The sequence below is a fragment of the Caballeronia glathei genome, from assembly GCF_000698595.1.
Taxonomy (GTDB): domain Bacteria; phylum Pseudomonadota; class Gammaproteobacteria; order Burkholderiales; family Burkholderiaceae; genus Caballeronia; species Caballeronia glathei.
On record NZ_JFHC01000001.1, the window covers coordinates 310,671 to 323,817 of the forward strand.

Below are 13,147 nucleotides of genomic sequence, written 5' to 3' on the forward strand. Positions count from 1 at the left end.
CCGGCCCGGCGTTGATCGGGCAACGGCGCTCCGTGCTATTCCGCCTTGGCGTCGCGGCTGAGGAGCGCCTGGACCGCGTCGCGCGGCGTGACGTCTTCGAACAGCACCCGGCAGACCGCGTGCGTGATGGGCATGTCGATGTTGCGTGACTGCGCGAGCGCCAGCACGGCACGCGCGCACCGCACGCCCTCGGCCACGTGGCCGAGCGCCGAAAGAATGTCGTTGAGCGTACGGCCAGTCGCGAGTTGCATGCCGACCGTGCGATTGCGCGACAGGTCGCCCGTCGCGGTCAGAATCAGGTCGCCCAGGCCGGTCAGCCCGGTAAATGTTTCGGCACGGCCGCCCAAAGCCACGCCGAGCCGCGACATTTCCGCGAGTCCGCGCGTGATCAGCGCGGCACGCGCGTTCAGCCCGAGCCCGAGGCCATCGGAGATGCCGGTGGCGATCGCGAGCACGTTCTTCACCGCGCCGCCCACTTCGACGCCGATCACGTCGTCGCCGGTATAGATGCGCATCGCGCCGTGGTGAAAGGCCGCGACCGTGCGCTCGAGGAGCACGGCCGAGCCGCTCGCCACCGTCAGCGCAACCGGCAAGCCGAGCGCGACCTCGCGCGCGAAGCTCGGGCCCGACAGCGTTCCGTTGCTCGCGTGCAGCGGCAGTTCGGCCGCGACCACCTCGTTCGGCAGGCATTGCGTGTCGGCTTCGAAGCCCTTGCACAGCCAGACGACGTTCGCGGGAACGATACCGATGTCGCGCATGGTCCGGCACAGCGCACGCAGGCCCGCGACCGGCGTCGCGACGACACAGAGCGCGTCGTCCGCCGCCGCGTGCCGCAAGGCCGCGGCGAGATCCGCGTCGAAGCGAAGCTGCGCGGGCAACTTCACGCCGGGCAGATAGCGGTCGTTTTCAAGCGATCTGGAAAGGGATTCGACGAGCGCGCCGTCGCGCGCCCAGAGCACCGCATCGTGCCGCACGGCCAGATGGCCGGCGAGTGCGGTGCCCCATGCACCGGCGCCGAGGATGGCTACGTTCATGCTCGGCTCCGGCTGGTTTTGCGCGACGCAATCAGTGCGTCGCGCCGTTCGCCGCGCCTTCCTGCGCGCCGGCGAGCTGCGAAAGGCGCTGCTCGTAGAGCGCCTGGAAGTTGATTTCCGCGAGATGGATCGGCGGGAAGCCGGCGCGGGTGATCGCGTCGGCGATGTTCGAGCGCAGGTACGGGAACAGGATCGTCGGGCAGGCGATGCCGACGAGCGGATCGATCTGTTCGGCCGGAATGTTGCGGATGTCGAAGATGCCTGCCTGCTTGGCTTCGATCAGGAACGCGACCTTGTCGGCGACCTTCGCGGTGACCGTGCCCGTGACCAGCACTTCGAAGACGGTTTCCGCGAGGCGCTCGGCCTTCACGTCGACTTCGACTTCCACCGACGGCATTTCCTGTTCGAGAAAGATCGCCGGCGAGTTGGGCTGCTCGAGCGACATGTCCTTCAGGTAAATGCGCTGGATGTTGAAGAACGGCTGGTTGTTGTCGTCAGACATGGTTGATTCCCTTGGATTTTTCGGTATACGGCGCCGCAATCTTGTTGGTTGGGCTGTGGCGCCGCCCGTCCGGCACGGCTGCCGGACGCACTTGCTCAGGCCGCCGCTTCGAGGAGCGGCGTGAGGCCGCCCTTGCGATCGAGCGCGGAAAGATCGTCGTAGCCACCCACGTGCGTGTCGCCGATATAGACCTGCGGCACGGTGCGGCGCCCGGTGCGTGTCATCATTTCTTCACGCCGCGCCGGATCGCGATCGATCAGCACTTTTTCGATGTGCTCGACCCCGCGCGACTTTAAAAGACGTTCGGCCATCTGGCAATACGGGCACACTTGCGTGCTGTACATGACTACCTTGTTCACTTGACTGCTCCTTGTTTCACGACCGGCATGCCGGCCTTCTGCCAGGCGTCCAAGCCGCCTTGCAGAACATGGACTTCGGTGTAGCCGGCGTCGGACACGGCGCGGCTCGCCTTCTGCGATTGCTGTCCGGTCTGGCACACGAGAATGACCGGATTGCCCTTATTCTTCGCGATCTGGCCAATCTTTGCTTGAAGGTCGGCCATTTCGAGATTTCGCGCCGACGGAAGATGACCTTTCGCATAGTCCGCAGCGGGACGCAGGTCGATGACCACGGCGTTGCGCCGGTTGATCAGCGTGGTGGCCTCGGCGGCCGACACGCCGCCGCGTCCACGGCGGGTGATCGCCGGCCAGAGGAGCAACCCACCGGAGATGAGGGCGGTCGCGATGAGTACAAGGTTCGTGTAATCGGTGAAAAACTTCACGTCGAGGGCCGCCGAAAGTGGAGAAAGGAAGAAAGAAAAATCAGGACAATCCGGCCATTATAAAATAACCATTTGCCGCGATGGCCCCGGCTGTTCGGACGATGGCGCGCGCCACCCCATTTCGAGCAGAATCGAGCTTTCCCGCTTTCCCCGCTTCCCAACTAACCGACCTATCAATCATGTACAAGCTAGTGCTCATCCGCCACGGCGAATCGACGTGGAACAAGGAAAACCGGTTCACGGGCTGGGTCGATGTCGATCTGACCGAACAGGGCAACCGCGAAGCGCGCCAGGCCGGCGTGCTGCTGAAGGAAGCCGGTTTCGCCTTCGACATCGCCTACACGTCCGTGCTCAAGCGCGCAATCCGCACGCTGTGGCACGTGCAGGACGAAATGGACGAGATGTATCTGCCCGTCGTGCATTCGTGGCGGCTGAACGAGCGTCACTACGGCGCGCTCGCCGGGCTGAACAAGGCCGAAACGGCCAGGAAATACGGCGACGAGCAGGTGCTCGTCTGGCGCCGCAGCTACGACGTGCCGCCGCCCGCCCTCGATCCGGACGACGAGCGCACGTCGTTCGACGATCCGCGCTACGCGAGGGTGCCGCGCGAGCAGTTGCCGCTCACCGAGTGCCTGAAGGACACCGTCGCGCGCGTCATGCCGATCTGGAACGAATCGATTGCGCCCGCCATCAAGTCGGGCAAGCGCGTGCTGATCTCGGCGCACGGCAACTCGATGCGCGCGCTCGTCAAGTATCTGGACAATATTTCGGACAGCGACATCGTCGGCCTGAACATTCCGAACGGCGTGCCGCTCGTCTATGAACTCGACCAGGACCTGAAGCCGATCAAGCACTACTACCTCGGCGACCAGGAAGCGATCGCGGCTGCGCAGGCCGCCGTGGCGAGCCAGGGCAAGGCGGGCTGAAGCCCGCGCCAGGCGGCCGGAAAGAATTTCCGCACGGTGTTTCCGGCCGCCTGGAACGCTCGTCGAAGGCCCGCGCTTGCGGCTGACGCGCCTGGCGACAGGCCCCGCCCGACGCGGGTCCGGCACCGCGCACAAGCCCGCTGCTAAGGCGTTCCGCACGCGCACGACCCGCGCTCGCCGCCCCGACTGACCGCGGACAGCCCCCGACCGGCCCGATCAGCCGCTTCCCCGCGGGAACCCGCGCGAATCCGCACCCGGTGATCCACGGCGACGCGGCGGCGCGCACGAATCGCCCCGCCTGAAAAACGCGCCCGTGTGCGCGATCCCTCACCCCTTTAAGTCGTGTTTAAGTCGCGGCCGGGATCGAGCAGGTATACTGGTTTGTCAACCACGATCCAGCCTAATCGGCTTCCGACCGCAACACTCTATGCGAAAGAACCTGAAAAACATCGGCCTGATCGCCGCGGGCCTTGCTACCGGCGCACTTGCAACCCTGCAGCTCTCCGCGTCCGCCCAGCAAGCCGCCACCGCGCCTCTGCCGCTCGATCAATTGCGGTTATTCGCAGAAGTCTTCGGGCAAATCAAACACGAATACGTTGAACCAGTCGACGACAAGAAACTCCTTACCGCCGCCATCAAGGGCATGGTTTCGAGCCTCGACCCGCACTCGTCCTACCTCGACAAGACCGATTACGACGAGCTCCAGGAGCAGACCAAAGGCCGTTTTGCGGGCCTGGGTATCGAAATTTCGTCGGAAGACGGGCTGATCAAAGTGATTTCCCCGATCGAGGACACGCCCGCGTTTCGCGCCGGCATCCGTCCGGGCGACCTGATTACGCGCATCAACGACAAGCCGGTGCGCGGCATGACGCTCGACAAGGCCGTCAAGCAAATGCGCGGCGAGCCGGGCACGAAGGTGACGCTCACCATTTTCCGCAAGACCGACGACCGCACGTTCCCGATCACCGTCACGCGCGCGCTGATCCGCGTGCAGTCGGTGAAGATGAAGGTGCCTGAGCCCGGCTACGGCTACGTCCGCATTACGAGCTTCCAGGAACGCACCGTTCCCGATCTCGCCGCGAAACTGCAGGATCTGGCGCGCCAGCAGCCCGACCTGAAGGGCCTCGTGCTCGATCTGCGCAATAACGGCGGCGGCCTGCTGCAAAGCGCGGTCGGCGTCGCGGGCGCGTTCCTGCCGGAAAATTCGGTGGTCGTGTCGACGAACGGGCAAATCGCGGACGCGAAGCAGACTTTCCGCGACACCTACGACAACTACCGCCTGCCGTCCTTCGACCAGGATCCGCTGAAGAACGTCCCGGAAATCTTCAAGAAGGTGCCGATCGTCGTGCTGACGAACGCCTACTCGGCGTCGGCGTCGGAGATCGTGGCGGGTGCGCTGCAGGATCATCACCGCGCGCTGATCGTCGGCAAGACGACGTTCGGCAAGGGCTCGGTGCAGACCGTCCGTCCGATGACGGCCGATACCGCGCTGCGCCTGACGACGGCCTATTACTACACGCCCAGCGGCAAGTCGATCCAGAATCAGGGCGTGCGCCCCGACGTGCCGGTCGACCAGTACGCGGACGGCGATCCGGACGACGCGCTCGTCACGCGTGAAGTCGACTACTCGAACCACCTCGCGAACACGCAGGATCCGAACGAGAAGAAGGAACAGGAGCAGCGTGAGTCCGACCGTCTCGAACAGTTGCGCCTGCTCGAAGAGCAGAACGACAAGAAGACGCCGGAGCAGCGCCGCAAGGACCGCGAACGCAAGCCGGTGGAGTTCGGCAGCTCCGACGACTTCATGCTCCAGCAGGCACTGAACCAGCTGGAAGGCAAGCCGGTCGTGGAATCGAAGTCGATCAGCGAGCGCAAGCTGGCGCTGAACAAGCCGCCGCGTTCGGCGTCGGCGCCGGTCGCGGTCAAGCCGGCGCTGCCGGGCTCCACGCCGGCCTCCGGTGCGGCGCCCGCTTCGTCGCCGACGGCGCAAACGAAGTAACTTCCGCCGAAACGGCTTCGCGGCCACGCGCCGCGAAGCCCGCCTTGCGCCCCTGTGCGCTTCTTTGCGCCCCCTCGAGCGGCGCGCGATTAAAATAACCCTTTCAATCGCGCCGCACGCCGGCGTTCCCGTCGAAGCCACGTTGAAGCACCGCTCGATGAACGACGAACAACTCCTCCGCTATTCCCGCCACATTCTCGTCGACGAAATCGGCATCGAGGCGCAGCAGCGCTTTCTCGACGCGCATGTGCTCGTCGTCGGCGCGGGCGGGCTCGGCTCGCCGGCGGCGATGTATCTGGCGGCGTCGGGCGTCGGGGAAATCACGCTGGTCGACGCCGATACCGTCGATCTCACCAATCTTCAGCGCCAGCTCCTCCACGTGACTGCGTCGGTCGGCAGGCCGAAGGTCGAATCGGGACGTGATGCGCTCGGCGCCCTCAATCCGGGCGTCAGGGTCCACGCGGTGGAACAGCGCGTCGACGGCGCATGGCTCGACGAAAACGTGCCGCGCATGACCGTCGTGCTCGACTGCACCGACAATTTCGCCACGCGCCACATGATCAACACGGCCTGCGTCGCGCACGGCGTGCCGCTCGTGTCCGGCGCCGCACTGCGCTTCGACGGGCAGATCAGCACGTTCGATTTCCGCTCGCCGCAATCGCCCTGCTACGCGTGCGTGTTCCCGCCGGATCAGCCGTTCGAGGAAGTCGCGTGCTCGACGATGGGCGTTTTCGCGCCGACCGTCGGCATCATCGGCGCAATGCAGGCCGCCGAGGCGCTGCGCGTGATCGGCGGCTTCGGGCAGACGCTCGAAGGCCGGCTGATGATGCTCGATTCGCTGCGCATGGAGTGGAACACGATGCGCATCGCGCGCCAGCCGGCGTGTCCGGTATGCGGTTCACGGCACGCTGCCTGAACACGAAGAAGTCATCTCAAATTTAAGAGTTCTCTCATTTCGATGAGCCGGGCGTCGCATTAAGGTGGGCGCTTCAGTTTGCGCCCCACCTCGGCGGCCTGCAGTTTCAGCGCGGGCGCCATCGAACCGGAATTCAAATGAGCGGCATCACTCCCACCAGAGCGCAGCGCGGCCTGACCGAAAGCGCGTTCGCGCGGCCGGGCCTGCCGGTGTTCACCGGCCCCGAAGGCATTCTTTACGACTTCAACTACGGCTGCCGCGTGCGCGTTCCCGTCGACGGCTGGCGGGTGCGGATGGTCGATCTCGATACGCACAGCCTGCTCTTCGACGAGCCGGTGGAAGCGGGCGTCGTCGTCACGAGCCGCCGCAAGTATTTCGTTCGCTTCCAGCTGGATGTCCTGGACGGCGACCGGCTCGTGTTCTCCCACGCCTACAACGCCCGCAACAAGCCCATCCTCGTGCGCCCGTCCACGATGGCTCTCGGGGATTCGCTCGCGTGGGTGCCGGTCGTCGATGCGTTCAGGGCGCAGCACGGCTGCGAGCTGTATCTGTACCTCGCGGAGCATCTGCAGCCGCTTTTCGCGGCCGGCTACCCGCATATCCGCTTCGTGACGCAGGAAACGGCCGAGCCACTCGAAGAACCGTTCTACGCCACCTACTACCTCGGCCTGTTTTCGCCCTACACCGACCGCGACCATCAGCCGACCGACCCGCGCGTGAGCAGCATGCAGGACAGCGTGTCGTACATGCTCGGCGTGCCGTGCGCGGAGCGGCGCCCGAAACTCGTCGTCGCGGATACGGAGCGCCGCATCCGCGAGCGCTACGTCTGCATCGCGACGCAGGCGACCGCGCAATGCAAATACTGGAACAATCCGCGCGGCTGGCCGACGCTGATCGCGCATCTGAAGGAACTGGGCTATCGCGTGCTCTGCATCGACCGTCACCGCGAATACGGCCTGGGCGATCACATCAACACGATGCCGCCAGGCTGCGAGGACTTCACCGGCGACCATCCGCTTCAGGCGCGCGCGAGCCTGCTCCTGCACGCGGATTTCTTCATCGGTCTCGGGAGCGGCCTGTCGTGGCTCGCCTGGGCGGTCGGAACGCCGGTCGTGATGATCAGCGGCTTTTCGCATCCGCAGACGGAATTCAGGACGCCCTACCGGGTGATCAATTTTCACGCGTGCAACAGCTGTTTCAACGACACCACGACGCAATTCGACGCCCGCGATTTCCTGTGGTGCCCGCGCCGCCACGACCAGCCGCAGCGCTTCCAGTGCACGTGGGCGATTTCGCCGGAGCACGTGATCGCGAACGTGCACCGGCTGATCGACGAGCGCTGGGCTCGCCGAAACCGCCTGGCTCCCTACGCCTTCTGCAGCAGCGCGAGCGCCGCCGACAACTCCGCGGGCTCGTAGGCAGCAAGCACGTCCGCGACGGGCCGCTCGAACGCCTTCAGATTCGAGCGCAGAATTTCCTGCTTCACGACGAGCAACTGGCTCGGGTGCATCGAGAACTCGGTGAGGCCGAGCCCGAGCAGCAGCCGCGTGACGGTCGGGTCGCCGGCCATTTCCCCGCACACCGACACCGGCACGCCCGCCCGCTTCGCCTCGCGCAGCGTGAAGGCGATCAGGTTCAGCACCGCCGGATGCAGCGGATCGTACAGATGCGCGACGGCGTTATCCGCGCGATCGATGGCGAGCGTGTACTGGATCAGGTCGTTCGTTCCGATCGACAGGAAGTCGAGCCGCTTGAGGAACAGGCGCACGGCGATCGCCGCCGCCGGAATCTCGATCATCGCGCCGATCTGCACGTTCGGATCGTAGGCGATGCCCGCGTCGTCGAGCTGGCGCTTCGCTTCCTGGATCAGGTCGAGCGTCTGGTCGATCTCCTGCGCGTGCGCGAGCATCGGAATCAGGATCTTGGTCGGGCCGAACGCCGACGCCCGCAGAATCGCGCGCAGCTGCGTCATGAACATCTGCGGCTCGGACAGGCTCCAGCGGATCGCGCGCAGGCCGAGCGCGGGATTCGGCGCGGTCTCGTAGCCGTCGCCGCCGCTCATCGATTCGAGCGGCTTGTCCGCGCCGACGTCGATCGTGCGGATCGTCACCGGCTTGCCGTTCATCAGCTCGATCGCGCGCCGGTAGGCCTCGAACTGCTCCTCCTCCTCGGGCAGCTGATGCTTGTGGTTCATGAAGAGAAATTCGGTGCGAAAGAGCCCGACGCCCATCGCGCCCGCCTCGACCGCAACCTGCGCGTCATCCGGCAGCTCGATGTTTGCGCACAACTCGATCTTCGTGCCGTCGAGCGTCTGCGTGGGAGAGAACTTGAGGCGCTGGAGCTTGCGCTGCTCCAGGACCTTTTCGCTCTGCCGGTACGAATATTCCTCCAGCACGATCGGCGCCGGATCGACGATCACGATGCCGTGATCGCCGTCGACAATGATCAGATCGTTCTGCCGGATCAGCGCGCTCGCCTGCTGCACGCCCACCGACGCCGGAATGCCGAGGCTGCGCGCGACGATCGCCGTATGCGACGTGCGCCCGCCGAGGTCCGTCACGAAGCCCTTGAACGCCTGCGTCTTGAACTGGAGCATGTCGGCGGGCGCGATGTCGTGCGCGACGACGATCATCTCGTTGTGGCCGTTGGTGGCCGCGCTGTGCACGACGAGCGTCGCCGTCGACGGCGCCCCCGCCAGCGCCTTCAGCACCCGCTCGACGACCTGCTCGATGTCCGCCTTGCGCTCGCGCAGATATTCGTCCTCGATGTCGTCGAAATGGCGGCTCAGGATTTCGAGCTGCTCCGTGAGCGCCCACTCCACGTTGTAGCGGCGCGTGCGGACGAGGTCGATGGTCTCCTGCACGAGCATCGCGTCGTTCAGGATCATGGAATGGACGTTGATGAACGCGCCCATTTCGCTCGGGGCGTCGGCGGCGAGGTCGTCGCGCAGGGCGTCGAGCTCGGCGTGCACGGCCTCCTGCGCCGCGTGAAAGCGATCGATTTCCGCGTCGATCCGGTCAGGTTCGATCAGGTAGTGGTCTACGTCGAGTGCAGCGGGCGCGATCAGGTAAGCACGCCCGATGGCGATACCGCGTGAGACGGGAATTCCATGCAGCGTGAAGGACACGCGCACCTCCTCTAGTTGTGATGGTCCCGCGGTCTCTCAAGCCCGCGGCCGGCGCTCGTACCGCGCCGATCATTATAAATTCGATTGTCTGCCGAAGCCCGGTGCGGCGCAGCAAGCACGATCCCGCTTGCCCCCGATCAGACCACGTCCCCGTGACGGCCATATCAAGGCCGGGCGCAAGGCAAACAAAAAGCCGCGTCGTGCGCGGCTTTCATTGCTTCTGCTCGGACGACGATCCCCTCATTGTCCTTCGCCAAATTTGTCCGCAATCATCGCGAGAATGGCCTGCATGGCTTCGGCTTCGTCGGAGCCTTCGGTTTCGATCGTCACCGTGCTGCCGATGCCCGCCGCGAGCATCATCACCCCCATGATGCTTTTCGCGTTGATCCGGCGGCCGTTGCGGCTCATCCAGATCTCGCACTGATAGTTTCCCGCCAGTTGTGTGAGCTTGGCCGAAGCGCGCGCATGCAGCCCCAGCTTGTTCACGATTGTTGTTTCCTGTTGCAGCATGATGCTCCGCGAGCGCAATGTGAATGAAATGGGTCGCCGTCAGTGGCTCGCCGCCTTCGCCGAAACGAGATCCGCACTCGCGGCCGAGGCCGGGTCCGCCGTGCCCGGCGCGGACGTGGACAGCGCGCACGGGTTCATCGGCGTGGACGAATCGAGTTCCTGAATGCCTTTCGATCCGCCCTGCAGGATCTTTTCGGTGAGCGTGGTGAGCGGCGTCGCGCGGTAGCAGACGGCGCGCACGAGCATCGGCAGGTTGACGCCCGCGAGCACGCGCACGTGGTCGTCCGCGAGACTTGCCGCGATGTTCGCCGGCGTGGCGCCGAACACGTCGGTGAGCACGATCGCGCCGTTGTCTTCCTTCAGACGGTCGATTTCCGAGCGCGCGAACGCGCGGACTTCGACGGGATCGCAATCCGGCATCACGTCGATGACGCCGATCCTGGCGGGCAAGCCGCCGTAAATGTGAGCGACGCACTCGCGTAGAGCCGAAGCGAACGGTGCGTGCGCAATGATCAGAATGCCAGCCATGTCAGAGTTGCTGCCCCAAAACGACGAAAACCGTCGGAGAACATCGAAATACGCCTGAAAAACGGCGACCGGGACATCGATTCGGTGGCGCACGGGTGCATACCCTCAAGCTTAGTCGCCTTCCGTGAAAGCCGCTTACGGCGTCCTTAACGGCAGGTTGCGCCACGATCCTTAATCGTGGCTTTAAGCTCCCGGTGGGATGCCGGTGATCGAGCCCCAAAACGTAATCCCGTTGACGGGCAGATTGTAACAGTCCGGTCCGGCGCGGCCGTCGCGCGCGCGCCACTCACGACGCCGCGCGCTCCAGCGCGTCGATGAACATGCCGGCGACATCGAAACCGGTCTGATCCATGATCTCGCGGAAGCACGTCGGGCTCGTCACGTTGACCTCGGTGAGATAGTCGCCGATGGCGTCCAGCCCGACCAGCAGCAGCCCGCGCGAGAACAGTTCGGGCCCGAGCGTTTCCGCGATCTCGCGATCGCGCGCCGACAGCGGCTGCGCGCGGCCGAGACCGCCCGCCGCCAGGTTGCCGCGCACTTCGTTGCCCTGCGGAATCCGCGCGAGCGAATACGGCACCGGCTGGCCGCCGATCAGCAGAATGCGCTTGTCGCCGTCGGTGATCTGCGGGATGAACTTCTGCGCCATCACCGAGCGCGCGCCGTTCTCGCTCAGCATTTCGACGATCGAACCGAGGTTCATGCCGTCTGCCTTCACGCGGAACACGCCCATGCCGCCCATGCCGTCGAGCGGCTTCAGGATCACGTCGCCGTGCTCCGCGTGGAACGCGCGCAGACGCGCCGCGTCCCGCGTGACGAGCGTCGACGCGACGTATTGCGGCCATTCGGCGATCGCCAGCTTCTCCGAGTGATCGCGGATGGCCTGCGGCTTGTTGAAGACGCGCGCGCCCGCGCGCTCGGCCATTTCCAGAAGCCACGTCGAATTCACGTATTCCAGGTCGAACGGCGGGTCCTTGCGCATCAGCACGGCGCCGAAGAACGTGAGCGGCAGGTGTTCCGGCTGCTCGGCCGCGTACCACGGCGAGCGGTCGCTGTTCGACTCGTCGCCGACGATCGTAATGCGCCGCACGCTCGCCTCGACCGCGCTGCCGGCCCACGCGAGATGCTGCGGCTCGCAGGCGTAGAGCACGTGGCCGCGGCGCGCGGCTTCGGCCATCATCGCGTAGGTCGTGTCCTTGTAGATCTTGAAGCGATCGAGCGGATCGGCGATAAAAAGGATATCCATAGGGTTTCACAGTGGCCGTGCGGCCTTGGTTGGTCGGTGCCGGGGCGGCGCGCACCCGCACGGGCGGGGCGCTCGCGGGCGCGCAAATTCACACCTGGATCGCTTCGGGATCGGTCCGTTCGAGTTCCACCGACGCCGCGAGCAATCCGAGCCGCGCCACCACGCCGTACATATAGAAGCGGTTCGGCGGCGCCGCCCCGGGCTTCGCGTGGGTATCGGGCAGCGCCGTGTGCTCGAAACCGAGCGGCACGAAATGCATGCCGGGCGCGTTGAGGTTCTGGTCCCGCTCGCGCGAATCGTGCACGCGATAGAAGCCGCCGACCACATACCGGTCGATCATGTACACGACCGGCTCGGCCACGCTGTTTTCGATGCGCTCGAACGTATGCACGCCTTCCTGCACGATCACGTCGTGAACCTGCAGGCCGTCCTTGGCGTCGTTCATCTTCGCGCGCTCGCGCTTCGTGAGCGTGGCGAGTTCCGACGCGTCGTGCAGCGTCATCACGCCCTTGCCGTAGGTGCCGGCGTCGGCCTTGATGACCACGTACGGCCGCTCGCTGATGCCGTACTCGCGATACTTCTTCGCAATTTTCTTCAGCACGCCGTCGATCGCCTCGGTGAGCGCCTCCTCGCCGGTGCGCGCCTCGTAATCGACGCCCTCCACGTGCGCGAAGTACGGATTGATCATCCACGGATCGATTTCGACGAGCTTCGAGAACTTCTTCGCGACGTCGTCGTAGCAGGAAAAGTGCGTCGACTTGCGGCGCACGGCCCAGCCGGCGTGCAGCGGCGGCAGCACGTACTGCTCGTGCAGGTTCTCCAGCACGGGCGGGATGCCCGCCGACAGATCGTTGTTCAGCAGGATCGAGCAGGGATCGAAATTCTTCAGTCCGAGACGGCGCGGCGTGCGCTCGAGCGGCTCCAGCACGATTTTCTGGCCGTCCGCGAGCGCAATCGTCACCGGGCCGTGGATGTTCTCGTCGAGCGTGCCGAAACGCACGTGCAGGCCCGCCTGACGCATGATCGTGGCGAGCCGCGCGACGTTTTCGAGGTAGAACGCATTGCGGGTGTGGCGCTCCGGGATCACGAGCAGGTTTTTCGCGTCCGGGCAGATCTTTTCGATCGACGCCATCGCAGCCTGCACGGCGAGCGGCAGCACTTCCTGCGGCAGATTGTTGAAGCCGCCGGGAAACAGGTTCGTATCGACGGGCGCGAGTTTGAACCCCGCATTGCGCAGATCCACCGAGCAATAGAAGGGCGGCGTGTGTTCCTGCCATTCCAGGCGGAACCAGCGTTCGATGGCCGGCGTGGCGTCGAGGATCTTCCGCTCCAGGTCGAGCAGCGGGCCGTTTAACGCCGTGACTAAATGCGGAACCATTGATTTCTCGCGGACTTGAGAGGAAAGATTGTAGAGCAAATGCTTTGCCTACTTGGGGATCAACCGCCGTTTCCCAAGGTTTCCCGGGCCGTCGCCGCAGGTTCGCGCCCTCAAATTTTGCTATGGCCGCGATAGTCCGGTCTTCGTCAAATCGAAAAAAGGTGAAAAAAATGCCCGCCTGGGTCTCAGGCGGGCAAAGTCGC

13 protein-coding genes are annotated in these 13,147 nt (G+C 65.1%); 4 read left to right on the forward strand and 9 right to left on the reverse strand.

The annotated features are described in order from the left end of the window. Positions 1-35: 35 nt before the first annotated feature. From BG61_RS01455 to BG61_RS01470, 4 genes are all read right to left on the reverse strand, one after another. Complete coding sequence (locus BG61_RS01455) at positions 36-1,034, reverse strand: NAD(P)H-dependent glycerol-3-phosphate dehydrogenase (protein ID WP_035941393.1); 999 nt, start codon at positions 1,032-1,034, stop codon at positions 36-38. A 31-nt stretch (positions 1,035-1,065) separates the two neighbouring features. Beyond that, positions 1,066-1,536 carry a protein-export chaperone SecB gene (gene secB / locus BG61_RS01460; protein WP_035941394.1) on the reverse strand — a complete coding sequence of 157 codons (471 nt, stop codon included), beginning with the start codon at positions 1,534-1,536 and terminating at the stop codon, positions 1,066-1,068. Positions 1,537-1,631: 95 nt separating this feature from the next. After that, positions 1,632-1,895: a glutaredoxin 3 gene (grxC, locus tag BG61_RS01465; RefSeq protein WP_035941397.1), complete on the reverse strand. Its 264-nt coding sequence runs from the start codon at positions 1,893-1,895 to the stop codon at positions 1,632-1,634. Beyond that, positions 1,892-2,317, reverse strand: coding sequence for a rhodanese-like domain-containing protein (locus BG61_RS01470; RefSeq protein ID WP_035941399.1), 426 nt, complete (start codon positions 2,315-2,317; stop codon positions 1,892-1,894). The genes grxC and BG61_RS01470 overlap by 4 nt, the downstream gene beginning before the upstream one ends. Before the next feature lie 179 nt (positions 2,318-2,496). On the opposite strand from BG61_RS01470, the gene gpmA reads away from it, so the two are divergent. The 4 genes from gpmA to BG61_RS01490 all read left to right on the forward strand — a co-directional run bounded on the left by gpmA (position 2,497) and on the right by BG61_RS01490 (position 7,576). Beyond that, the gene (gene gpmA, locus BG61_RS01475) at positions 2,497-3,243 is read left to right on the forward strand and encodes a 2,3-diphosphoglycerate-dependent phosphoglycerate mutase (RefSeq protein ID WP_035941401.1); all 747 of its coding nucleotides are present in this window, start codon (positions 2,497-2,499) and stop codon (positions 3,241-3,243) included. Between the two features lie 427 nt (positions 3,244-3,670). Next, complete coding sequence (locus BG61_RS01480; protein ID WP_035941403.1) at positions 3,671-5,242, forward strand: S41 family peptidase; 1,572 nt, start codon at positions 3,671-3,673, stop codon at positions 5,240-5,242. 157 nt (positions 5,243-5,399) lie between these two features. After that, a complete protein-coding gene (locus BG61_RS01485) occupies positions 5,400-6,158 on the forward strand; it encodes a HesA/MoeB/ThiF family protein (protein ID WP_035941536.1) in 759 nt (252 codons plus the stop codon). A gap of 137 nt (positions 6,159-6,295) precedes the next feature. Further along, positions 6,296-7,576 carry an autotransporter strand-loop-strand O-heptosyltransferase gene (locus tag BG61_RS01490; protein ID WP_051672203.1) on the forward strand — a complete coding sequence of 427 codons (1,281 nt, stop codon included), beginning with the start codon at positions 6,296-6,298 and terminating at the stop codon, positions 7,574-7,576. On the opposite strand, the gene ptsP is transcribed toward BG61_RS01490, so the two are convergent. From ptsP to gshA, 5 genes are all read right to left on the reverse strand, one after another. Further along, entirely contained in the window at positions 7,525-9,285 is a 1,761-nt protein-coding gene (gene ptsP / locus BG61_RS01495) for a phosphoenolpyruvate--protein phosphotransferase (protein ID WP_174479697.1), read from the reverse strand. The two genes, BG61_RS01490 and ptsP, sit on opposite strands and share 52 nt — an antisense overlap. 240 nt (positions 9,286-9,525) lie before the next feature. Further along, positions 9,526-9,795 carry an HPr family phosphocarrier protein gene (locus BG61_RS01500; RefSeq protein WP_035941406.1) on the reverse strand — a complete coding sequence of 90 codons (270 nt, stop codon included), beginning with the start codon at positions 9,793-9,795 and terminating at the stop codon, positions 9,526-9,528. A 39-nt stretch (positions 9,796-9,834) separates the two neighbouring features. Beyond that, the gene (locus BG61_RS01505; RefSeq protein ID WP_035941539.1) at positions 9,835-10,323 is read right to left on the reverse strand and encodes a PTS sugar transporter subunit IIA; all 489 of its coding nucleotides are present in this window, start codon (positions 10,321-10,323) and stop codon (positions 9,835-9,837) included. Between the two features lie 286 nt (positions 10,324-10,609). Continuing rightward, positions 10,610-11,566, reverse strand: coding sequence for a glutathione synthase (gshB, locus tag BG61_RS01510; protein ID WP_035941407.1), 957 nt, complete (start codon positions 11,564-11,566; stop codon positions 10,610-10,612). A gap of 88 nt (positions 11,567-11,654) precedes the next feature. Continuing rightward, positions 11,655-12,944 carry a glutamate--cysteine ligase gene (gene gshA / locus BG61_RS01515; RefSeq protein ID WP_035941409.1) on the reverse strand — a complete coding sequence of 430 codons (1,290 nt, stop codon included), beginning with the start codon at positions 12,942-12,944 and terminating at the stop codon, positions 11,655-11,657. Positions 12,945-13,147: the final 203 nt, after the last annotated feature.

Bases quoted from the DNA above. Each gene is read 5' to 3' on its own strand.
- BG61_RS01500 (WP_035941406.1), bottom strand. From the start codon at position 9,795: ATGCTGCAACAGGAAACAACAATCGTGAACAAGCTGGGGCTGCATGCG.
- BG61_RS01490 (WP_051672203.1), top strand. From the start codon at position 6,296: ATGAGCGGCATCACTCCCACCAGAGCGCAGCGCGGCCTGACCGAAAGC.
- BG61_RS01480 (WP_035941403.1), top strand. From the start codon at position 3,671: ATGCGAAAGAACCTGAAAAACATCGGCCTGATCGCCGCGGGCCTTGCT.
- gshB (WP_035941407.1), bottom strand. From the start codon at position 11,566: ATGGATATCCTTTTTATCGCCGATCCGCTCGATCGCTTCAAGATCTAC.
- BG61_RS01455 (WP_035941393.1), bottom strand. From the start codon at position 1,034: ATGAACGTAGCCATCCTCGGCGCCGGTGCATGGGGCACCGCACTCGCC.
- BG61_RS01485 (WP_035941536.1), top strand. From the start codon at position 5,400: ATGAACGACGAACAACTCCTCCGCTATTCCCGCCACATTCTCGTCGAC.
- secB (WP_035941394.1), bottom strand. From the start codon at position 1,536: ATGTCTGACGACAACAACCAGCCGTTCTTCAACATCCAGCGCATTTAC.
- gpmA (WP_035941401.1), top strand. From the start codon at position 2,497: ATGTACAAGCTAGTGCTCATCCGCCACGGCGAATCGACGTGGAACAAG.
- BG61_RS01505 (WP_035941539.1), bottom strand. From the start codon at position 10,323: ATGGCTGGCATTCTGATCATTGCGCACGCACCGTTCGCTTCGGCTCTA.
- gshA (WP_035941409.1), bottom strand. From the start codon at position 12,944: ATGGTTCCGCATTTAGTCACGGCGTTAAACGGCCCGCTGCTCGACCTG.